Consider the following 19,431-nt stretch of genomic DNA (forward strand, 5'->3'; position numbering starts at 1 on the left):
CATGTACACCAAGGGATCCGTCCGATACGAACCTCTGCCGCTGCCCGACCGGGTGCGGTTGCCCGACGATCAGGCGCTGGCGGCCGCGCAGGTGTTCCGCGCCGATCTGGCCCGCCGCCATTCGGTGCGCGATTTCGTCGCCGATCCGGTCCCCGAGGCGGTGATCGCCGAGTGCATCGCCGCGGCCGGTCTGGCGCCGTCGGGGGCGAACCATCAGCCTTGGCATTTCTGCCTGATCGGCGATCCAGCGATGAAAGCCCGCATCCGCGACGCCGCCGAGGAAGAGGAGCGCGCGTTCTACGATGGCGGCGCCGGCGATGAATGGCTGGCCGCGCTGGAGCCGATCGGGACGGGCGTGTCCAAGCCGCATCTGACAACCGCACCATGGCTGATCGTGATCTTCGCCCAGCGCTATGGCGTGACCGAGGATGGCACGCGCTACAAGAACTATTACGTTCCCGAAAGCGTCGGCATCGCCACCGGCTTTCTGATCGCCGCCTTGCACCGCGCCGGGCTGGTCTGCCTGACCCACACGCCGAACCCGATGAAGTTCCTCAACGATCTGTGCGGGCGCCCGGCTTCGGAAAAGCCGGTGATGATCCTGCCAGTGGGCCATCCGGCGCCGGATGCGACAGTGCCATCGGTCGCCAAGCGCAAGAAGCCGCTGGAGCAGATCCTGACGGTGTTCCGGCAGGGGGCGGGCGACGGGGCGGCGCCAGGATAAGCCCTGCCCTAGGCTTGGGCAAAGCCTGCGCGCTTGTCGCGAGGAGGGCGCACGAGGGGGGCCCTGCCCCCATGTCATCCGCGCGCTTGCGGAAAGGCCGCGCAGCCCCCGGGGGTATTTTGACAAAAGGCAAAGAGACCCCGGGAGTCAAAGCCCTGACCCGATCTGCGGCCGGGCACAGGACAGGCGGTGCGGGGCCAGCAGGCAAGGCCGATCCGCGCGCGCCGCCAGCCCGGGATCGCGCGCGCAGACGCGGCCCGGACACCCCTCTCTGCCCGCAGGGTTTGCCTTTTTCCAAATACCCATTCGACGCCGGGGCCAATTGCGGCGGCTGACCGAACGGCGAACTGCCCTAGGCCTGGCGGATCGTGTCTCCAGGGTGCAGCACGGGTTCCAGCTCGATGATCTCGCGGCCGATCACCCCGCCGAGGCGCTTGCCGGCGATGATCTCGGCGGCCTTGCGGCCAATTTCGCGCCGGCAGCTGTCCATCGTGGCCAACCGGCGCGGCAAGCCTTGAAGCAGCTCGACCCCGTTGAAACCGGCAAGTCCCAGACGACCCGGCACGTCGATGCCCTGCTCCAGACACCACAGCAGGCCGCCTGCCCCGATCATATCGTTGGAATAATAAAGGAAATCCAGATCTGGCGATCGGCTCAGGATCGCCTCGGTCATCTCGCGCCCCTTCAGCAGGGCCGACCCGCCTGCATAGAATTCGCGATCCTCCAACATCAGCCCGGCCTCGGACAGCGCGGCCTCGAACCCTTCCATCCGTTTGCGGGCGCGGTGATCGTCGGGCATCTTGGTACCCAGAAATCCGATCCGTCGATAGCCGGCCGCAAGGATGGCCTCGGCCATGCGCTGACCGGCCTTGCGGTGGGAAATGCCGACCGCGCTATCGACCGGCGTGCCATCGGTATCCATGATCTCGACCACCGGCACCCCGGCCGCCTGCAACATGGCGCGCGCGCTGTCGCCATGTTCCAGCCCGGCAATCACGATGCCCGACGGCCGCCACGAGAGCATTTCATAAAGCACCGCCTCTTCGCGTTCGGCAGAGTAGTGGGTAACCCCGACAACGGGTTGGAGCCCGGTTTCCTCGAGCACCTCCGAGATGCCGGCCAGCACCTCGGGGAAGACCATGTTCGACAGCGATGGAATGATGACGCCGACCAGGTTGACCCGCTGGCTGGCCAGGGCGCCGGCAATCTTGTTCGGCACATAGCCGATCTGGCGCGCGGCGCTCAGCACCTTTTCGCGTGTGGTTTCCGACACGTCACCGCGGTTGCGCAGCACCCGGCTGACGGTCATTTCCGACACGCCCGACAGTTCCGACACATCGCGCAGGGTCAGCGGACGGCGGGGCGACACCTTGGGGCCGGGCTTGCCGGGTGGCTTGGTCATCGCGTCCTCCTCACGCTGTTTCCCGATTGTTAGCGCCAATGCCCGGCCGGTTCCAAGCCCCAAGACAGGTTGCATCGGGCGGATTTTGCAGGCATCACCAAAGCCGCGTGGCCCCGTAGCTCAGGGGATAGAGCGGCCGCCTCCTAAGCGGCAGGTCAATGGTTCGAATCCATTCGGGGTCACCAGCTTTCAGACATCTGCGGCGCTGCGGGATTGGCGTCCGACATGTGCCATGCGCCGGCTGCGCGGCGGAAGCGGCGAGCCGGATGCGGGGCGAACCCGGCCGCGCCGGCGATCCAGGGGGTGACGCTCAGGTCGGCCCCCTGCGCCTCGATCAGCGCAAAGCCGTGGTCCCGCTCGCCTGCGCGGGCGCAAAGCGCGGTGCCGGTCTGCACCATCAGCACGGGCTGCGGCTGGCACGGCGTGATGCCGAGGCCGATGTTCCAGTGATGCAGATGGCCGGACAGCACCACATGCAGCCCCTGCCGCGCCAAGGCGGGCAAGGCCTGCGCTGCCCCGCGCGTCTCGCCGCGCTGAAAGCCGGGCGGCTCGGTCAGCTGGTGGTGACAGGCCAGCACGTTCAGCGCCCCGGCTGACAGATCGGCGGTGACGCGCTGCACGTCATCAGCGCGCAGCAGACCGCGCCGCCAGCGGAACGGATCGGCGGTATTGGCCGGCAGGATGCGCACGGACCCTGCCATCGCCACCGGCGGGACCGTCGCCCCGACACCGCGACGCCAGCGCCAGAACGGCGCCACCAGGCGCAGCGGAAGGTTGACCAGCGGCATGTCATGGTTTCCGGGCACCGCAACAAAGGGCAGGTCCAGCGCGCGCAGAAACCCCATCGCCTGCCGAAACTGTGCCGGGCGCGCCCGGTGGGTCAGATCGCCGGTGACGATCACAAGATCGGGCGCAGCGCTGCGCACTGCCCTGGCCAGCGGGGCGACCAGATCGGCGCGTTCCATGCCGAAATGCAGATCGGTCAGGTGGACAAGGCGCGTCATGGGCTGCCCGCCCCACCGGCAGGGGCAAGGACCTTCAGCCCGCCGCGCAACACCTGCAGCCGAAAGGGGGCGTCCATCCGGTCCTTTTCGCCATCCAGCGCCACCAGCTTGCGCGCCTCGCGCGGCTCGATCAGCAAGTTGTCGGACACGACCAGCTCGAAATCCTCGCCGCGGACCGACTTGCCCATGGCCAGCCGCACCGCCGCCGACATCAGCGCACGCCGCGAGGTGCCGCGCGCGATGAACAGGGCGAAGTGCCCCGCGCGCACCGCATCCGCCCCGTCCAGCCCCAGCGTTTCCAGCTGGTAGGCGCTACGGGCCACGAAGGCGAGCGGGGTATGGAAATCGACCCGGTCCGCCCCGATCTCGACCGACAGATGCATCGGGGCGCGCAGATCGCGCAGCGCGATCAGCACCGACCAATAGGCCGCAATCCGGCTACGCCCCCAGCGGCGATAGATGTCCTCGCGCCGCCGCAAGATATGCGGGTAAAGCCCGAAGCTGGCATTGTTCAGAAAGATGCGCCCGTTGATCGCCCCCAGATCGCGCTGGATCACGCGGCCCCCCGTGATGGCGGCCAGCGCGGTTTCCAGCGTCTCGACCCCAAGCTCGCGGGCGAAATAGTTGAAGGTGCCGCCAGGCAGCACGCCCATCACCGCGCCTGTGCCTGCAAGCGCGCCCGCCACCGCGTTCTGCGTGCCGTCCCCCCCGAAGGCCAGCACGATCTGGCTGCCCCCTTGCACCGCCTGCCGCGCGGCGGCGCCGATCGTGCCGCCCTTGCGCACCCGGGTCACCGCCAGCTCGCCCAGATGCGGGGCCAGCGCCGCGCGGATGCCCGCCAGGGCGCCGCCCGCGTCTTGCCGCCCTGCCCGGCCATTGACGATCAGCGTGGCGCGGGCCGATGACAGATCAAACGGCAACGGGACAGTCATGTCGGCGGCATTCCTTTCCTGGGCGGGGCCGGGTCTGGTGGACAACCCTGGCGGCGACAGCAGGTTCCGCCGGATTAGCTGATTTGCAATTTTCAGATCACCTGCTGCACATAATATGCAAATTTTCCGCTTTGTGCTTTGTGCGCCCGCAAGCCTGCCCTATGGTGCGCACCAACAAACCGGGGGAGACCGCGATGAAGGACATCCTGCAAGAGCTCGAGAACCGCCGCGCCGTGGCCCGCAAGGGGGGCGGCGAGCGCCGGATCGAGGCTCAGCACGCCAAGGGCAAGCTGACCGCCCGCGAACGGATCGAGCTGTTGCTGGACGAGGGCTCGTTCGAAGAATTCGACATGTTCGTCGCCCATCGCTGCACCGATTTCGGGATGGAACAGGACCGCCCCGCCGGGGATGGCGTTGTGACGGGCTGGGGCACGATCAATGGCCGTCAGGTCTATGTGTTCAGCCAGGATTTCACCGTGTTCGGTGGCTCGCTGTCGGAAACCCATGCCCAGAAGATCTGCAAGATCATGGACATGGCCATGCAGAACGGTGCCCCGGTGATCGGCATGAACGATTCGGGCGGCGCGCGCATTCAAGAAGGCGTCGCCTCGCTGGCCGGCTATGCCGAGGTGTTCCAGCGCAACATCATGGCCTCGGGCGTGGTGCCGCAGATCTCGCTGATCATGGGCCCCTGCGCGGGCGGCGCGGTCTATTCGCCTGCGATGACCGACTTCATCTTCATGGTGAAGGACAGCAGCTACATGTTTGTCACCGGCCCCGACGTGGTCAAGACCGTGACGAACGAGGTGGTGACCGCCGAGGAACTGGGCGGGGCCGTCACCCATACCAAGAAATCCAGCGTGGCCGACGGCGCCTATGAAAACGATGTCGAGGCGATCGCGGAAACCCGCCGCCTGTTCGACTTCCTGCCGCTGTCGAACCGCGAAAAGGCCCCGGTGCGCCCGTTCTTTGACGATCCGGCGCGCGTGGAATCCAGCCTGGACAGCCTGGTGCCGGACAACCCGAACCAGCCCTATGACATGAAAGAGCTGATCACGAAGATTGCCGACGAGGGCGATTTCTTCGAAATCCAGAAGGATTACGCCGGCAACATCATCACCGGCTTTGTCCGCCTCGAAGGTCAGACGGTCGGCGTGGTGGCGAACCAGCCGATGGTTCTGGCGGGCTGCCTCGACATCGACAGCAGCCGCAAGGCCGCGCGGTTCGTGCGGTTCTGCGATGCGTTCGAAATCCCGATCCTGACGCTGGTGGACGTTCCGGGCTTCCTGCCGGGCACGGGCCAGGAATATGGCGGCGTCATCAAGCACGGCGCCAAGCTGCTGTTCGCCTATGGCGAGGCGACGGTGCCGAAAGTCACGGTGATCACCCGCAAGGCCTATGGCGGCGCCTATGACGTGATGGCCTCCAAGCACCTGCGCGGCGATTTCAACTATGCCTGGCCGACGGCGGAAATCGCCGTGATGGGCGCCAAGGGCGCGGTGGAAATCCTGTATCGCTCGGAACTTGGCGATGCTGCCAAGATCGCCGCGCGCACCAAGGATTACGAGGACCGCTTTGCCAACCCGTTCGTGGCGGCCGAAAAGGGCTTCATCGACGAGGTGATCATGCCCCATTCGACCCGCCGCCGGGTGGCCCGGGCCTTTGCGAGCCTTCGCAACAAGAAGCTCGCGAACCCGTGGAAAAAGCACGACAACATCCCGCTGTGACCCAGGGATGCGCGGGGGTCTGATCGCCGCGATCCTGCTTGCCTCTCCTGCCTTCGGGCAGGAGCTGGTTCCCGTGCCGTCCGGCCAGCCGGTGACGTTTCTGGATGCGATCTGGAACGAGCCTGGCCCTGCCGGTCTGACAGCCCGGTTCCGCTTTGTCGCGCCGCAGATCGCGCAGCAGGGTGGAACGGTCGATTTCGACACCGCCTCTGCCGACATGGAAGACCTGTGCAACACCTATGCCCTGCCCCGGATCGAGACGACGACCGGCCCGCGCCCGGCGCAGGTGGTCATCTCGCTGTCGGACCGGCCGGTCGAATTCGGGGTGATCTCTCCCGAGGCAACGCAGTTCTTCGAGGCCTATTCCATCCAGGACGGCGCCTGCCTGTGGGAGGCATTCTGATGCTCTGCCCCGGTGATGCAACCCGGCCACAAGGCGGAACTATGGCGCTGGCTGCATGGGCGGGTTGCTGCGGATGCGATATGATCTGCTCTCGCGGCCGGCTTGCGGTCGTGGTAATGAATCGATCGTCGGGCACTACATCCGCCCGAACGATCCAGCATAACAGGAGCAGTGGATGTCCTTCAAAACCCGTGCCGCTTCGGCACTCATGCTTGCCCTTTTCGTCGCGGCTTGCGCCCCGAAAGAAGAGCCGGTCTATGTCACCGAGCCGGTGGCCCCGCCGCCGACCTACACCGGCAAATACAAGTGATCTGACAACAGGTCACCGCTCGCGGGCAGGCGCCGGCCTGCCCGGAGCACGCCTTCCGCGCGCCGTGGCCGGAAGGAGTTCCCGATGCTGAAACATCGCGGGTTCCCGGGCCGTCTGCCCGGCACGGATTTCCAATTCGTCATCCGCCGCGCCAACAAGGCCGGCGCAACCAAGATCATCCGGCGCGAACGCTATGCCGACCGCGCTCATGCCGACCGCATGGCCGATCTGGGCTTCATGCGGGCGCTGTGGGAACAGTTCGGCGAAGAACCGTTCGAGCGTGGCAACCTGGACGCCGGCCGCCTGTCCTGGCTGTTCGGCCGCGAGGTGGTGCCGGCCGAAGATCCCTTTGACCCCGCATCCTATGATGCGCTGCTGAAGATCGACGCCAAGCGTGCCCGCGCTGCCTTCCCCGAAGTCTTCGAAGAGCCCGAGGGCCCCTGGTCCCCCGATGAGGACGACTGGGACGACGAGGAGGATGAGGCGTGATCCGGCCGATCCTGCCCTGCCACCGGCAATCCGCCGCGCATCCCCGGGATGCCCGGCAACTGTCGCTTGCGCCGCTGGCAGGATCGCCTGATGCTGATGTCAAGCCGGCGCCTTTGCGTGGTGCCGGCCCGGTCCCCATGGACCTTCCCCCTTCCCAAGACTGGAACCCCGGCCGTTGGTCGGTCGGGGGTCTTTTTGTGCCGGAACGGGCGGCGCCCGGGCCCAAGCGGAATTCCGCTGCGCCTGAAAAGTTGATGCGCAATGACGTTGCAGCCGGAACCGCGATGCGGGATTCTGCGTTCATAAAACCAGAACCCCCAGCACGAGGCAGTTCCCCATGCGCAAGCTCATCCTTCTTCCGCTCCTCATCGCGCCGCTTGCCGGCTGCATGTCGGACCCGCTCTCGCGCACCGGCGGCGGCGCCGTGCTCGGTGCCGTCGCCGCTGACGCGACCGGCGGCAACGCGCTTACCGGTGCAGTCATCGGCGGCGCACTTGCCGCTGCAACCTGCGGCGTCAACCTGGGCCTGCCGCCCTGCCGCCCGCGCTATTGATCTGACCTGCGCCGCCCCCGCGCGGCGCCCCGCCCCTATCCAGGCCACCCGGACCGCAGCGGTCCGGGTGGCCTTTGCACATCCAGCGCCCGCAGCCTTGCGCGCATCCGAGGAGGACACATGTTCAAGAAGATCCTGATCGCCAACCGGGGCGAGATTGCCTGCCGCGTCATCAAGACCGCGCGCAAGATGGGCATCCAGACGGTCGCGGTCTATTCCGATGCCGACCGCAATGCGCTGCATGTGCAGATGGCGGACGAGGCCGTCCACATCGGCCCGCCGCCTGCGAACCAGTCCTATATCGTGATCGACAAGATCATGGACGCCATCCGCAAGACCGGCGCCGAGGCGGTTCACCCCGGCTATGGCTTCCTGTCCGAGCGCATGGACTTTGCTGCCGCGCTCGAGGCCGAGGGCGTTGTCTTCGTCGGCCCGCCCAGCCCCGCCATCGAGGCGATGGGCGACAAGATCACCTCGAAGAAGATCGCGCAGGAAGCCGGCGTCAGCACGGTGCCGGGCTATATGGGCCTGATCGCCGATGCCGAGGAAGCCGTGAAGATCTCGGATCAGATCGGCTATCCGGTGATGATCAAGGCCAGCGCTGGCGGCGGCGGCAAGGGGATGCGGATTGCCTGGAACGCGCAGGAAGCGCGCGAAGGCTTTGAAATGTCGCAGAACGAGGCGCGCAACAGCTTTGGCGACGACCGCATCTTCATCGAGAAGTTCGTCACGCAACCGCGCCACATCGAAATTCAGGTGCTGGCCGACAAGCACGGCAACTGCGTCTATCTGCACGAGCGCGAATGCTCGATCCAGCGCCGCAACCAGAAGGTCATCGAAGAGGCGCCCTCGCCCTTCCTGGACGAGGCCACGCGCAAGGCGATGGGCGAACAGGCCTGTGCCCTGGCAAAGGCGGTGGGCTATACCAGCGCCGGCACGGTCGAATTCATCGTGGATGGTCAGCGCAACTTCTACTTCCTGGAAATGAACACCCGCCTGCAGGTGGAACATCCGGTGACGGAACTGATCACCGGGATCGACCTGGTGGAAATGATGATCCGCGTCGCCAATGGCGAGCCGCTGCCCTTCAAGCAGGAAGATCTGAAGATCAACGGCTGGGCAATGGAATCGCGGCTGTATGCCGAAGATCCCTATCGCAACTTCCTGCCCTCGATCGGCCGTCTGACCCGCTATCGTCCGCCGGTCGAAGGCGAAACCTCGCGCGGGGGGATCGTGCGCAACGATACCGGCGTCTATGAGGGCGGCGAGATCAGCATGTATTACGACCCGATGATCGCCAAGCTGTGCACCTGGGCCCCGACCCGGGGCGCTGCGATCGAGGAAATGCGCCTGGCGCTGGACACGTTCGAGGTCGAAGGGATCGGCCATAACCTGCCCTTTGTCGCCGCCGTGATGGATCATCCGAAATTCGTCGCCGGCGACATGACCACCGCCTTCATCGCCGAGGAATACCCCGAGGGCTTCCAGGGCGCGACGCTGCCGGAATCGCACCTGCGCAAGGTCGCGGCGGCGGCGGCGGCCATGAACCGCGTGGCCGAAATTCGCCGCACCCGGATTTCCGGCACGATGGACAACCATCAGCGCCGGGTGGGCGACGACTGGGTCGTCAGCCTGGGCGGCGAGAACCTTGCCGTGAAGATCGCCGCCGACCGCGACGGGTCGACCGTGACCTTCGAGGATGGCGCGACGCACCGCGTGACCTCGGACTGGACGCCGGGCAGCCATCTGGCCAGCACCACGGTTGACGGCGAGCCGGTCGTGATGAAGGTCAGCGAGATCCCCATGGGCTTCCGCCTGCGCCTGCGCGGCGCGGATCTGAAGGTTCACGTCCGCACCCCGCGCGCGGCGGAACTGGCCAAGCTGATGCCGGAAAAACTGCCGCCCGATACCTCGCGCTTCCTGCTGTGCCCGATGCCGGGTCTGGTGGTGAAGATCAGCGTGGCCGAAGGCGACGAGGTTCAGGAAGGCCAGGCGCTGGCAACCGTCGAGGCGATGAAGATGGAAAACATCCTGCGCGCCGAGAAGAAAGCCGTGGTCAAGAAGATCAACGCCGCCCCGGGTGCCAGCCTGAAGGTGGACGATGTGATCATGGAGTTCGAATAAGCCATGACCGGCGCCGGGCCCTGCCAGATGTGTGGCACGCCTCACATGGCCGGGGCCCGGTGCGACATGACCTGTTCACCGGGCTCGCAGGCCATCTGGATCGGCCTGCAAGGCGCCGGGCAGCGCCCTGCCGCGCCGGCCCGCTACCGCCCCGGAAACTGTTCCAGCACCTCTTGCCGGCGCAGGGGAAACTTGTCGATGGCGGCGGTGATCTCGCGCACGTCCCAGGGCAAGGGCTTGCGGATCTCGGGCTGCAGGTCCTTGTCCAGCAGCACAAGGCTGAACCCGCGCGGGCGGAACTTCTGCCGCCAGTCGCTGCGCGCGGCCGGGTCGGTGTCGACCACGACCACGACATCGCGGTTGGCCAGCGAAACCGGATCGCGGGCCAGCAAATCCATCTGGCGCTGGAAATTCGGATCGTTCGGGCTGTCGGCAAAGACCAGCAGCGGCCGGGTGACGAACATCTGTGCGTCCAGGGCAATCTCGTCCGCCGGAAAAACGACCAGCTCCGGGGCCTCTTGCGCCCCGGCCATCAGCGGCCACAGCGCCGCAAGCAGAACATGAAGCGGTTTCATGGCGCCTCCCTTGCCTATCTACATAGGTGGCAAAGCGCCGAAACCCAAGGCAATCCGGGGACTTCCCCCATCTGAATGAGGAGAAAGGCCGTGGCCGACAAGCTCGATCAATGGCGCCAGCTGGCAAGCAAGGAGCTGAAGGGGGCAAACCCCGACGAAAAGCTCGCCTGGAACACGCTGGAGGGCATCAAGGTCAAGCCGCTTTACACCGAAGAGGATGTGAAGGGCCTGCCGCAGATGGGCGAATTGCCCGGGATTGCCCCCTTCACCCGCGGCGTGCGCGCCACGATGTATGCCGGCCGCCCCTGGACGATCCGGCAATATGCCGGCTTTTCCACCGCCGAGGAATCGAACGCCTTCTATCGCAAGGCGCTGGCTGCCGGGCAGCAGGGCGTGTCGGTCGCCTTCGATCTGGCCACCCACCGCGGCTATGACAGCGACCATCCGCGCGTGGTGGGCGATGTCGGCAAGGCCGGTGTGGCCATCGACAGCGTCGAGGACATGAAGATCCTGTTCGATGGCATCCCGCTGGACAAGATCTCGGTCTCGATGACGATGAACGGGGCGGTGATCCCGATCCTTGCGAACTTCATCGTCACCGGCGAGGAACAGGGCCACGACAAGGCGCTGCTGTCCGGGACCATTCAGAACGACATTCTCAAGGAGTTCATGGTCCGCAACACCTATATCTATCCGCCCGAACCTTCGATGCGGATCATCGCGGACATCATCGAGTACACTTCGAAGAACATGCCGAAGTTCAACTCGATCTCGATCTCCGGCTACCACATGCAGGAAGCCGGCGCGAACCTGGTGCAGGAGCTGGCCTTTACCCTCGCGGACGGGCGCGAATATGTGCGCGCCGCGATCGCGGCCGGCATGAACGTGGACGATTTCGCGGGCCGGCTGTCATTCTTCTTTGCCATAGGCATGAACTTCTTCATGGAGGCCGCCAAGCTGCGCGCCGCGCGTCTGCTGTGGACGCGCATCATGCAGGAATTCGAGCCCAAGAAGCCCGGCAGCCTGATGCTGCGCACGCATTGCCAGACCTCGGGCGTGTCGCTGCAAGAGCAGGATCCCTATAACAACGTCATCCGCACCGCCTATGAGGCGATGGCGGCGGCGCTGGGGGGCACGCAATCGCTGCACACCAATGCCCTTGACGAGGCCATTGCGCTGCCGACCGAATTCAGCGCCCGGATCGCGCGCAACACCCAGCTGATCTTGCAAGAGGAAACCGGCATCACCCATGTCGTCGACCCGCTCGCCGGCAGCTATTACGTTGAAAGCCTGACGGCGGAACTGGCGGAAAAGGCCTGGGCGCTGATCGAGGAAGTGGAATCGATGGGCGGCATGACCAAGGCTGTGGCCAGCGGCATGCCCAAGCTGCGCATCGAGGAAACCGCCGCGCGCCGGCAGGCGCTGATCGACCGGGGCGAGGATGTGATCGTCGGGGTCAACAAGTATCGCCTGGCCAAGCAGGATCCGATCGACATCCTGGAGATCGACAACACCAAGGTGCGCGACGCGCAGATCGCTCGGCTGGAACAGATGCGCGCCACCCGCGACGAGGCGAAATGCCAGGCCGCGCTGCTGGAGCTGGGCCGGCGCACCGTCGAGGGCGGCAATCTGCTGGAAGCTGCGGTGGAATGCGCCCGTGCGCGGGCCAGCGTGGGGGAAATCTCGTTGGCGATGGAAGGCACCTTCGGGCGCCACAGAGCGGAGGTGAAGACGTTGGCCGGTGTCTATGGGGCCGCCTATGAGGGCGACGAAGGCTTTGCCGCGATCCAGAAGGACGTGGAGGATTTTGCCGCGCAAGAGGGGCGGAGGCCCCGGATGCTGGTGGTCAAGATGGGCCAGGACGGCCATGACCGCGGTGCCAAGGTGATTGCCACCGCCTTTGCCGATATCGGCTTTGACGTCGACGTCGGCCCGCTGTTCCAGACGCCCGAGGAAGCCGCGCAGGATGCCGTGGACAATGACGTGCATATCGTCGGCATTTCCAGCCAGGCGGCCGGGCACAAGACGCTGGCACCGAAGCTGGTCGAGGCGCTGAAGGCGGCCGGGGCCGAGGATATTCTGGTGATCTGCGGCGGGGTCATCCCGCAGCAGGACTATCAGTATCTCTATGATCACGGGGTCAAGGCGATCTTCGGGCCGGGAACCAACATTCCGGACGCTGCGCGCGACATCCTCAAGCTGATCCGCGCGGCCAAGGCGGCGTAAGGGGGCAAGCCCTGGCCGGGGGCATCGAGCCCCCGGCCAGGGCTGCTGCCGCGCGCGCATGGTGGGCGGAGGCGGTAAAGTTCTGGTGCGCAGATGGCCCCGTCGGATGCCTCCGGCGGGGATATTTGTATCAAGGCGAAAGATGGGCTGTGGTTTCGGGGGCCGGCAGTTGCGCAGGGTTCTGCGGCGCGGCAGAGTGGCGGCGAGGATCTGGACAGGAGCTGCGCGATGGCATTGACGCTGGAGATGGTGGACGGGCTGGCGGTGTATGGGCCGGCCACGGGCGAGACGCTGCCCGGCGTGGTGATCGTGCATGGGTCCGAAGGGCCGGCCGCCGGGTGGAGCCACAGGTTCGCCGCCATTCTGGCCGCGCATGGCGTGCTGGCGATGCCTTGGGCCTATGGCAGCGGCGATCTGTGGCACGCGGGGCCGATTGCCGATGTCGACCTGCGCGGGCTGGTGGAGGCCGGCCGCGTGCTGGCGGCGCATCCGCGCTGCCGGGGGGTGGGGGTATTCGGCTGGTCCTTTGGCGGCGGGCTGGTGCTGATCGCATCGGCGCTGCAAGGCGCTGAGGGGCCGTTCCGGGCAGTTGCCAGCCATGCCGGGGCGGATTTCGTCACGCAAGCCTTTGATCCGGCGAATTTCGTGACCGGCGAGCATCGCCGCCGGCCCGAAGGGGATGCCCCGCGCGCATTTGTCTGGCCGGGCGAGGAGGCGGCGCTGACACCCGGCCTGCCGCTGCCGCTGGAGCGGGTGCAGATCCCGGTGTTCCTGTCGGTCGGGGATGCCGATCCGGTCTGGCCGCATGGCCAGACGCTGAACGTGGCGCAGCGGTTGCGCGATATGGGGCGCGAGGTCGATCTGATGGTCGGCGAAGGTCAGGGCCATGGCTATGATCTGGACCGCGAGCCGGAATTGTGGGCGCGCCTGCTGGGCTTTTTCGGAAAGCACCTGTGATGCTGCGGCTGGATCATGTCGCGGTGGCTTGTGCCGCGCTGGAGGACGGGGCGGCGGCCGTCGAGGCCGCGCTTGGCGTGCCGCTGGCGCCCGGGGGCGAGCATGCCGCGATGGGCACGCACAACCGGCTGTTGTCGCTGGGGCCGCAGGACTATCTGGAGGTCATTGCCATCAACCCGGCGGCCCCCGCCCCGGGTCGGCCACGCTGGTTCGATCTGGACCGCTTTTCCGGCCCGCCCCGGTTGGCCAGCTGGGTCTGTGCCTGTGATGACATGGGCGCCGCGCTGGCCGCCTGTCCACCCGGCATCGGCGCTGCGATGGATCTGGCGCGCGGCGATCTGCGCTGGCAAATGGCGGTGCCGGATGACGGGCGGTTGCCGTTCGACGGGATATTTCCCGCGCTGATCCGCTGGCAGGGGCCGACGCCGGCCCCCCGCCTGCCCGATCAGGGGGTGCGGCTGACCGGCCTGCGGCTGAGCCACCCGCGCGCCGATGCCCTGCGCGCCGCGCTGGCCGGGCTGATCGACGATCCGCGCCTGAGTGTGACCGAGGGCGCCCCCGGCCTGTCCGCCACCTTTTCCACCCCGCATGGAGTGCGCCAGCTGTGATCCGCCCTGCCCGGCCCGAAGATGCCGCCCAGATCCTGAAGTTCTGGAATCCGCTGATCCGCGATACGCTTGTGACCTTCAATCCGGTCGAAAAGACCGAAGCCGAGCTGCGCGAGACCATTGCCGCCAAGCCTTTGGCCGGCCATGCCTTTCTGGTTGCCGAGGAAGATGGGCAGATCCTGGGCTTTGCCAGCTATGGCCAGTTCCGGGCCGGGCCGGGCTATGCCCGCGCGATGGAGCATACGATCATCCTGGCGACTGCGGCCCATGGTCGGGGGATCGGCCGGGCGCTGATGACGGCGATCGAGGATGACGCCCGCGCCAAGGGCTATCATACGATGGTGGCAGGCGTGTCGGGCGGCAACCCGCAGGGCCGCGCGTTTCATGCCGCCATCGGCTATGCCGAAGTGGGCGTGATCCCGGAATCGGGCTGGAAGTTCGGGCGCTACTGGGATCTTGTGCTGATGCAGAAAGTTCTGGCCTGACAGCACCCGGCACCGCCGCTATGCTGCGGCCATGTCGATCTGGACCCGCATATCCGAGGCGCTGGCCGCCCTTGCCAAGGGCGAGGGGCTTGCCTCGGTCTTTGACGGCCTGCGCACCCCGCCCGAACGGTCGGTGGCCTTTACCATTGCGATCATCGGCCTTGGTGCCAAGATGGCCAAGGCCGACGGTCAGGTCACGCGTGACGAGGTGGCCGCCTTTCGCCGCGTCTTTGCCATTCCCGCAGGCGAAGAGGCGAATGCGGCCCGGGTCTTCAACCTCGCCCGGCAGGATGTGGCCGGCTATGAGGCCTATGCCCGCAAGATCGCCCGCATGTTCACCGGCGATCGCGAGACGCTGATGGACATCATGGAAGGGCTGTTCCGCATCGCAATTGCCGATGGCGACTATCACGAGGCCGAGGATGCCTTTCTGCGCCAGGTGGCCGGGATTTTCGGCCTGCGCGAATGCTGTTTCCGCGGCCTGCGCGAACGGCATGTGCCCGACATGCCGCATGATCCCTATGACGTGCTGGATGTCGATCACGATGCCTCGCTGGACGAGATTCGCGCAGCCTGGAAGGCCGCCGTGCGGGAAAACCACCCTGACCGCATCCAGGCCCGCGGCGTTCCACCCGAAGCCGTGCGGCTGGCCGAACAGCGGCTGATCGCCGTCAATGCGGCATGGGAGGAAATCAGCCGGGCGCGCGCTGCGTGATGCGGCTTGCGACCTGGAACATCGAATGGATGAATGCCCTGTTCGACGATGCGGGCAGGCCGCTCGAGGACAATGCCCCCTCGGCCCGCTATCATGTGACGCGCGGCGAGCAGCTGGTCAGCATCGGCATCGTCATGGCCGCGATGGATGCCGATGCCGTCTTCATCGTCGAGGCGCCCGATGACAACCGGCGCCGCAGCACCGTGCAGGCGCTGGAAAATTTCGCCGAGCTGTGCGGGCTGCGCACGCGCCGCGCGGTGATGGGCTTTCGCAGCGATACCGAACAGGAACTGGCCCTGCTGTATGATCCCGATACCATGTCGGTGACGGTCGATCCGCAAGAAGGCCCGGACGCCCCGCGATTTGACCGCGAAACCGGGATAGACCTTGGCAATGGCAACGGGCTGGAGCAGGTGGTCTTTTCGCGCCCGCCGCTGGAGTTGACCATCACGCCAGTGCGCGGCCTGCCGTTTCGCCTCATCGGGGCACATGCGAAATCAAAGGCCCCGCATGGTGCGCGCAATGCCGACGAGGTGCGCAGCCTTGCGCTGTCAAACCGGCGCAAGCAACTGGCGCAGTGCATCTGGCTGCGCCGCCGGATCGAATCGCATCTGCGCGCGGGGGATCGGCTGATCGTGATGGGCGATCTGAACGACGGCCCCGGGCTTGACACCTTCGAAGGGGTGTTCGGCCTGTCGGGCGTCGAGATCGTGATGGGATGCGCGGCCGTGGCCGGGTGTTCGACCGACGGCCCCATGCGCCTGCACGATCCCCATGCGCTGGACGCGCTGCATCATCCGCTTGGGGGCGGGCCGTCCTCGGCGCGGTTCTACAACAAGCAGACGCGGCGCTATTTTCCGGCGCTGCTGGATTACATCCTGGTGTCCCAGACGATTGCCGACACCCGGCCCGACTGGCGCATCTGGCACCCGTTCGATGATCCGGTCTGCTGGCAGACGCCCGAGCTGCGCGAGGCGCTGCTGGCGGCCTCGGATCACTTCCCGGTGACGCTGGACTTCGAGCCGTGACTTGCGCCGCCGCGGGGGTATGATCGGCACATGCGCCTGTCCGTCGCCCTTGCCCTGTCGCTGTTGGTCGCCACCCCGCTGGCGGCCCAGGATCCCCCCGCCGATCCCCCGTCGGAGATGGACGAGGGGCTGAGCCTGCTGAGCGAGGGCGCGCGCCTGCTGTTTCGCGGCCTGATGGCCGAAATGGAGCCGGCCCTGGACGAGATGGGCGAGCAACTGAAGGCGATGGAGCCGATGCTGCGATCGCTCGCCGAAATGGTGGGCGATATCCGCAACTACGAAGCGCCGGTCAAGCTGCCGAACGGCGACATCCTGATCCGGCGCAGGCCAGAGCCGCTGCCCGAGACCGAGATAGAGCTTTAGCCGCCCGCCGCGATCACCTTGAAGACACAAGGATCGCTGACCAGCTCCGGCGGCGTCAGGCACAGGCCCTGCGCCACCTGCCAGGCGGCCAGAACCTTGGGCACATAGGCGCGCGTTTCGGCATAGGGCGGCACGCCCCCGTTGGACTTCACCGCCCCTTCCCCGGCATTGTAGGCGGCCAGAACCATCAGCGGATCGCCATCGAATTCCTTCATCAGCCAATCCAGATAGGCGATGCCGCCCTTGAGGTTCTGGACCGGGTCCTTGCTGTCGGTGACACCAAAGCGGCTTGCGGTCGCGGGTATCAGCTGCATCAGCCCGACGGCCCCGGCGCTGCTGACCACATCGGCCCGACCGCCGCTTTCGATCCCGATCACGGCAAGGGCCAGCGCGGGCGAGACGCGCGTGCCGATGGTCGCCTTGAGAATTTCGGTGCCAAAGCGATTCGCCATGTCCTGCATGGTCTGCATCCGGGGGGCTGGCACCGTGGCACCGCCCGGCGCCTTGCCCAGCATTTCCAGCGCCTTGCCGAACCGGCCCGACACCGGCCCCAGCGTCGGAGAGACCTCGGCCCAATACCAGTCGAACAGCCCTGGCCCCTTGGGCGCGGGGGCGGCGACAACCGCGCCAGGATCGGCCGGCGCCGCTGGCTCGGGCCGGGCGGCGGGAATGGCCAGCAGACGCGCCTGTTCGGCCGGGTCGATCTGCACCAGAACCGGCTTTTGCCCCGGTGCGGGCGCCTTGATGCGCTTGAAGGTGAAATCGTTGACCGGCGCCTCGGCCCGTGCGGGACCCGCCAGCGCCAGCAGCGCAACAACCGCTGCACCCCGGACGAATCGCCCAGCCTGCGACCCAAGCGTCGCCGCACCTGTCTGTTCCATGACTGCTCTGCCCGTGGTGATCCGGCCTTGGCTTATTTTGCCAGAAACCGGCCGTTATCAGAAGTGCCGTATGGAAATACCCGAATCGTGCAGGAAAAAGCGGCAAATCTGCCGCGATCCATTGGTCGCAAGCGCCGCACCAAACATGAATTTTCCATTCATATCATGGACATGCGCTACATCACGGATATTTAGAATAGTCCGAAAATACCTGATACGCGCCCAACTCGTGCCACGATTCGAAGGCCATATGTCCTCAAGCCAGGACGGAAGGCGGACCGGAACAGAGGCCGGGATGATGCAGACCGAAGCGGCGAAGAAACCGAGCAAACCCTGATGGAGGGACACCAGAATGAAACTTTTCTCGCTGCTGAAAAAATTCCGTGCCGACGAATCGGGCGCCGTGACCGTTGACTGGGTCGTGCTGACCGCCGCCATCGTGGGCCTGGGCGTCGTCGTGATCAACACCGTCGGTGGCGGCATCACCACCGTGGCTGGCGAAATGGCCACCAAGATCGAAGAAACCACCGTCGGCTACTGATCCGCAGATCGCCTGACACCCTGATTTTCTGACAACGCGGCTGGCAATGCCACAGAGCCACCCAGCCGCAACCATCCAAAGGACAAGACCATGAAACTCTTCTCGCTGCTGAAAAAATTCCGTGCTGACGAATCGGGCGCCGTGACCGTTGACTGGGTCGTGCTGACCGCTGCCATCGTCGGCCTGGGCGTCGTCGTGATCAACACCGTCGGTGGCGGGATCGAGACCGTGGCTGGCGAAATGGCCACCAAGATCGAAGAAACCACCGTCGGCTACTGATAGCCCGACGGCCGGTAAGGTCAGGAAAGGCCGCGCCCGCCCGGGTGCGGCCTTTTCCTGTCACCGCCAAGCCGATGCCCGACCGATGCGTCCGGGCACCACCAAGGTTCCGCAGTGCCTCCCTGTTTTCGCCACATTCCACCGGCAGGCTGCCCGCATACGACCATGCATATGGACTGCGATCGTGGAGGCATCATTGAAGCGGGCTGCCAGGCATTTCTTGACGGATCAGGACGGCGCGGTCTCGGCGGATTTCGTCGTGCTGACCGCAGGGGTGATCGGGCTGTGCATGCTCTTCATCGTACCCGTTCTGAATGAATCGGTGAACTGGGGACAGGCAATTGCCGATCTGGCCTCGCGCAACATGGGCAACTGACCGGGTGAACGGCCGTGGCCGTGATCGCTGACTGAACGAGGGGAACTGGGATGCGTATGGTATTTTCGCTGGTGATGGTGCTCGGCTTGGGTCTCGCAGGCTTTGCGGCGTGGAAGACGTCGCAATTCATCAACGTCACCAAGGCCCGCGAACAGGCTGCGCTGCGGCGGATCGTGCCCACGGTCGAGGTGCTGGTCGCCAACAAGGAACTGCCGTTCGGCCATGTCCTGACGCCCGAGGATGTGGTCAAGGTGGCCTGGCCCAAGAACGCCCTGCCCGAGAACATGAGAGTGTCCGGTCTTCTGTGTATGGCTGATTGGGTCCATGCTTCCTGAGAGGAGCAAGGACGATGACGATTTCGAACGAAGTGCTGGACGAGTTGCTGAAGGGCTGCAAGCGGCCTGAGGATCTGCTTGGCGATGCCGGGCTGATGAAGGAGCTGAAGGTCCGGCTGATGGAGCGGATGCTCGGGGCCGAACTGACTGCGCATCTGGGGTACGAGGCTGGCGCAGAGCCGCCGCGGGAGCAGACCAATCGCCGGAACGGGGTTGCGACGAAGCGGGTGAAGGGCTCGGACGGCGAGGTGCCGCTTTCGGTGCCGCGGGACCGGGAGGGCAGCTTCGAGCCGGAACTGGTCAAGAAGGGCCAGACCCGCATCGACGGCATCGACGACAAGATCATCGGGCTCTATGCCGCCGGTCTGTCGGTGCGCGACATCCAGGCCCATCT

The 19,431-nt window shown here is 66.1% G+C and carries 24 protein-coding genes and 1 tRNA gene; 20 read left to right on the forward strand and 5 right to left on the reverse strand.

The annotated features are described in order from the left end of the window. Window position 1: 1 nt before the first annotated feature. Window positions 2–724, forward strand: coding sequence for a nitroreductase family protein (locus G481_RS0112210; protein ID WP_028030291.1), 723 nt, complete (start codon window positions 2–4; stop codon window positions 722–724). A 352-nt stretch (window positions 725–1,076) separates the two neighbouring features. On the opposite strand, the gene G481_RS0112215 is transcribed toward G481_RS0112210, so the two are convergent. Continuing rightward, complete coding sequence (locus G481_RS0112215) at window positions 1,077–2,126, reverse strand: LacI family DNA-binding transcriptional regulator (protein ID WP_051294498.1); 1,050 nt, start codon at window positions 2,124–2,126, stop codon at window positions 1,077–1,079. Window positions 2,127–2,235: 109 nt separating this feature from the next. Here G481_RS0112215 and G481_RS0112220 point away from each other — a divergent pair. Beyond that, window positions 2,236–2,311: transfer RNA gene (locus tag G481_RS0112220), tRNA-Arg, on the forward strand. Here the strand turns inward: G481_RS0112220 and G481_RS25445 are convergent. Continuing rightward, window positions 2,306–3,130 (reverse strand): metallophosphoesterase family protein, encoded by an 825-nt coding sequence (locus tag G481_RS25445; protein WP_084450879.1) that lies wholly within the window; start codon window positions 3,128–3,130, stop codon window positions 2,306–2,308. The two genes, G481_RS0112220 and G481_RS25445, sit on opposite strands and share 6 nt — an antisense overlap. Then, entirely contained in the window at window positions 3,127–4,062 is a 936-nt protein-coding gene (locus tag G481_RS23685) for a diacylglycerol/lipid kinase family protein (RefSeq protein ID WP_051294499.1), read from the reverse strand. Before G481_RS23685 ends, G481_RS25445 begins: the two co-directional genes overlap by 4 nt. Window positions 4,063–4,256: 194 nt before the next feature. Here G481_RS23685 and G481_RS0112235 point away from each other — a divergent pair, with 194 nt between their 5' ends. The 6 genes from G481_RS0112235 (at window position 4,257) to G481_RS0112260 (ending at window position 9,668) form a co-directional block, all read left to right on the forward strand. Continuing rightward, window positions 4,257–5,789, forward strand: coding sequence for an acyl-CoA carboxylase subunit beta (locus G481_RS0112235; protein ID WP_028030293.1), 1,533 nt, complete (start codon window positions 4,257–4,259; stop codon window positions 5,787–5,789). 7 nt (window positions 5,790–5,796) lie between these two features. Continuing rightward, on the forward strand, window positions 5,797–6,192 hold the full coding sequence (locus G481_RS0112240) for a DUF6497 family protein (RefSeq protein WP_051294500.1): 396 nt from the start codon (window positions 5,797–5,799) through the stop codon (window positions 6,190–6,192). A gap of 175 nt (window positions 6,193–6,367) precedes the next feature. Further along, window positions 6,368–6,502: a hypothetical protein gene (locus G481_RS26885; protein WP_281171648.1), complete on the forward strand. Its 135-nt coding sequence runs from the start codon at window positions 6,368–6,370 to the stop codon at window positions 6,500–6,502. A gap of 84 nt (window positions 6,503–6,586) precedes the next feature. Continuing rightward, the gene (locus tag G481_RS0112250; protein ID WP_028030295.1) at window positions 6,587–6,991 is read left to right on the forward strand and encodes a hypothetical protein; all 405 of its coding nucleotides are present in this window, start codon (window positions 6,587–6,589) and stop codon (window positions 6,989–6,991) included. A 337-nt stretch (window positions 6,992–7,328) separates the two neighbouring features. Next, entirely contained in the window at window positions 7,329–7,544 is a 216-nt protein-coding gene (locus tag G481_RS0112255) for a hypothetical protein (RefSeq protein ID WP_028030296.1), read from the forward strand. Window positions 7,545–7,664: 120 nt separating this feature from the next. Next, window positions 7,665–9,668, forward strand: a complete 2,004-nt coding sequence (locus G481_RS0112260) for an acetyl-CoA carboxylase biotin carboxylase subunit (RefSeq protein ID WP_028030297.1) — start codon at window positions 7,665–7,667, stop codon at window positions 9,666–9,668. A gap of 143 nt (window positions 9,669–9,811) precedes the next feature. Here G481_RS0112260 and G481_RS0112265 read toward each other — a convergent pair whose 3' ends face one another. Next, window positions 9,812–10,243, reverse strand: a complete 432-nt coding sequence (locus G481_RS0112265; RefSeq protein ID WP_028030298.1) for a DUF4174 domain-containing protein — start codon at window positions 10,241–10,243, stop codon at window positions 9,812–9,814. A gap of 90 nt (window positions 10,244–10,333) precedes the next feature. Here G481_RS0112265 and scpA point away from each other — a divergent pair, with 90 nt between their 5' ends. The 7 genes from scpA to G481_RS0112300 all read left to right on the forward strand — a co-directional run bounded on the left by scpA (window position 10,334) and on the right by G481_RS0112300 (window position 16,625). After that, window positions 10,334–12,469, forward strand: a complete 2,136-nt coding sequence (gene scpA, locus G481_RS0112270; RefSeq protein WP_028030299.1) for a methylmalonyl-CoA mutase — start codon at window positions 10,334–10,336, stop codon at window positions 12,467–12,469. Between the two features lie 228 nt (window positions 12,470–12,697). Then, entirely contained in the window at window positions 12,698–13,426 is a 729-nt protein-coding gene (locus tag G481_RS0112275) for an alpha/beta hydrolase family protein (RefSeq protein WP_028030300.1), read from the forward strand. Continuing rightward, window positions 13,426–14,034: a VOC family protein gene (locus G481_RS0112280; protein ID WP_028030301.1), complete on the forward strand. Its 609-nt coding sequence runs from the start codon at window positions 13,426–13,428 to the stop codon at window positions 14,032–14,034. Before G481_RS0112275 ends, G481_RS0112280 begins: the two co-directional genes overlap by 1 nt. Then, the gene (locus tag G481_RS0112285; RefSeq protein WP_028030302.1) at window positions 14,031–14,519 is read left to right on the forward strand and encodes a GNAT family N-acetyltransferase; all 489 of its coding nucleotides are present in this window, start codon (window positions 14,031–14,033) and stop codon (window positions 14,517–14,519) included. The genes G481_RS0112280 and G481_RS0112285 overlap by 4 nt, the downstream gene beginning before the upstream one ends. Before the next feature lie 31 nt (window positions 14,520–14,550). Then, entirely contained in the window at window positions 14,551–15,234 is a 684-nt protein-coding gene (locus G481_RS0112290; protein WP_028030303.1) for a molecular chaperone DjiA, read from the forward strand. Continuing rightward, the gene (locus G481_RS0112295) at window positions 15,234–16,262 is read left to right on the forward strand and encodes an endonuclease/exonuclease/phosphatase family protein (RefSeq protein ID WP_028030304.1); all 1,029 of its coding nucleotides are present in this window, start codon (window positions 15,234–15,236) and stop codon (window positions 16,260–16,262) included. Before G481_RS0112290 ends, G481_RS0112295 begins: the two co-directional genes overlap by 1 nt. Window positions 16,263–16,292: 30 nt before the next feature. Further along, entirely contained in the window at window positions 16,293–16,625 is a 333-nt protein-coding gene (locus tag G481_RS0112300; protein WP_028030305.1) for a hypothetical protein, read from the forward strand. Here the strand turns inward: G481_RS0112300 and G481_RS0112305 are convergent. Further along, on the reverse strand, window positions 16,622–17,506 hold the full coding sequence (locus G481_RS0112305) for a lytic transglycosylase domain-containing protein (RefSeq protein ID WP_084450883.1): 885 nt from the start codon (window positions 17,504–17,506) through the stop codon (window positions 16,622–16,624). The two genes, G481_RS0112300 and G481_RS0112305, sit on opposite strands and share 4 nt — an antisense overlap. A gap of 352 nt (window positions 17,507–17,858) precedes the next feature. On the opposite strand from G481_RS0112305, the gene G481_RS0112315 reads away from it, so the two are divergent. The 5 genes from G481_RS0112315 to G481_RS0112335 all read left to right on the forward strand — a co-directional run. Then, the gene (locus G481_RS0112315; protein WP_028030307.1) at window positions 17,859–18,047 is read left to right on the forward strand and encodes a Flp family type IVb pilin; all 189 of its coding nucleotides are present in this window, start codon (window positions 17,859–17,861) and stop codon (window positions 18,045–18,047) included. 90 nt (window positions 18,048–18,137) lie between these two features. After that, window positions 18,138–18,326: a Flp family type IVb pilin gene (locus G481_RS0112320; RefSeq protein WP_028030308.1), complete on the forward strand. Its 189-nt coding sequence runs from the start codon at window positions 18,138–18,140 to the stop codon at window positions 18,324–18,326. 220 nt (window positions 18,327–18,546) lie between these two features. Further along, window positions 18,547–18,702 (forward strand): hypothetical protein, encoded by a 156-nt coding sequence (locus G481_RS25910; RefSeq protein WP_154664597.1) that lies wholly within the window; start codon window positions 18,547–18,549, stop codon window positions 18,700–18,702. 50 nt (window positions 18,703–18,752) lie between these two features. After that, window positions 18,753–19,037 (forward strand): CpaB family protein, encoded by a 285-nt coding sequence (locus G481_RS0112330; RefSeq protein WP_154664598.1) that lies wholly within the window; start codon window positions 18,753–18,755, stop codon window positions 19,035–19,037. A 14-nt stretch (window positions 19,038–19,051) separates the two neighbouring features. Then, the coding region (locus G481_RS0112335) for a transposase (protein ID WP_028030311.1) at window positions 19,052–19,431 on the forward strand (380 nt) is incomplete at its 3' end.

This window comes from Gemmobacter nectariphilus DSM 15620 (genome assembly GCF_000429765.1).
GTDB lineage: Bacteria > Pseudomonadota > Alphaproteobacteria > Rhodobacterales > Rhodobacteraceae > Wagnerdoeblera > Wagnerdoeblera nectariphila.

What these genes read in the sequence shown, in the direction of transcription:
- G481_RS0112210 (WP_028030291.1), top strand. Translation starts at nt 2, where the DNA reads ATGTACACCAAGGGATCCGTCCGATACGAACCTCTGCCGCTGCCCGAC.
- G481_RS0112215 (WP_051294498.1), bottom strand. Translation starts at nt 2,126, where the DNA reads ATGACCAAGCCACCCGGCAAGCCCGGCCCCAAGGTGTCGCCCCGCCGT.
- G481_RS25445 (WP_084450879.1), bottom strand. Translation starts at nt 3,130, where the DNA reads ATGACGCGCCTTGTCCACCTGACCGATCTGCATTTCGGCATGGAACGC.
- G481_RS23685 (WP_051294499.1), bottom strand. Translation starts at nt 4,062, where the DNA reads ATGACTGTCCCGTTGCCGTTTGATCTGTCATCGGCCCGCGCCACGCTG.
- G481_RS0112235 (WP_028030293.1), top strand. Translation starts at nt 4,257, where the DNA reads ATGAAGGACATCCTGCAAGAGCTCGAGAACCGCCGCGCCGTGGCCCGC.
- G481_RS0112240 (WP_051294500.1), top strand. Translation starts at nt 5,797, where the DNA reads ATGCGCGGGGGTCTGATCGCCGCGATCCTGCTTGCCTCTCCTGCCTTC.
- G481_RS26885 (WP_281171648.1), top strand. Translation starts at nt 6,368, where the DNA reads ATGTCCTTCAAAACCCGTGCCGCTTCGGCACTCATGCTTGCCCTTTTC.
- G481_RS0112250 (WP_028030295.1), top strand. Translation starts at nt 6,587, where the DNA reads ATGCTGAAACATCGCGGGTTCCCGGGCCGTCTGCCCGGCACGGATTTC.
- G481_RS0112255 (WP_028030296.1), top strand. Translation starts at nt 7,329, where the DNA reads ATGCGCAAGCTCATCCTTCTTCCGCTCCTCATCGCGCCGCTTGCCGGC.
- G481_RS0112260 (WP_028030297.1), top strand. Translation starts at nt 7,665, where the DNA reads ATGTTCAAGAAGATCCTGATCGCCAACCGGGGCGAGATTGCCTGCCGC.
- G481_RS0112265 (WP_028030298.1), bottom strand. Translation starts at nt 10,243, where the DNA reads ATGAAACCGCTTCATGTTCTGCTTGCGGCGCTGTGGCCGCTGATGGCC.
- G481_RS0112275 (WP_028030300.1), top strand. Translation starts at nt 12,698, where the DNA reads ATGGCATTGACGCTGGAGATGGTGGACGGGCTGGCGGTGTATGGGCCG.
- G481_RS0112280 (WP_028030301.1), top strand. Translation starts at nt 13,426, where the DNA reads ATGCTGCGGCTGGATCATGTCGCGGTGGCTTGTGCCGCGCTGGAGGAC.
- G481_RS0112290 (WP_028030303.1), top strand. Translation starts at nt 14,551, where the DNA reads ATGTCGATCTGGACCCGCATATCCGAGGCGCTGGCCGCCCTTGCCAAG.
- G481_RS0112295 (WP_028030304.1), top strand. Translation starts at nt 15,234, where the DNA reads ATGCGGCTTGCGACCTGGAACATCGAATGGATGAATGCCCTGTTCGAC.
- G481_RS0112300 (WP_028030305.1), top strand. Translation starts at nt 16,293, where the DNA reads ATGCGCCTGTCCGTCGCCCTTGCCCTGTCGCTGTTGGTCGCCACCCCG.
- G481_RS0112305 (WP_084450883.1), bottom strand. Translation starts at nt 17,506, where the DNA reads ATGGAACAGACAGGTGCGGCGACGCTTGGGTCGCAGGCTGGGCGATTC.
- G481_RS0112315 (WP_028030307.1), top strand. Translation starts at nt 17,859, where the DNA reads ATGAAACTTTTCTCGCTGCTGAAAAAATTCCGTGCCGACGAATCGGGC.
- G481_RS0112320 (WP_028030308.1), top strand. Translation starts at nt 18,138, where the DNA reads ATGAAACTCTTCTCGCTGCTGAAAAAATTCCGTGCTGACGAATCGGGC.
- G481_RS0112330 (WP_154664598.1), top strand. Translation starts at nt 18,753, where the DNA reads ATGCGTATGGTATTTTCGCTGGTGATGGTGCTCGGCTTGGGTCTCGCA.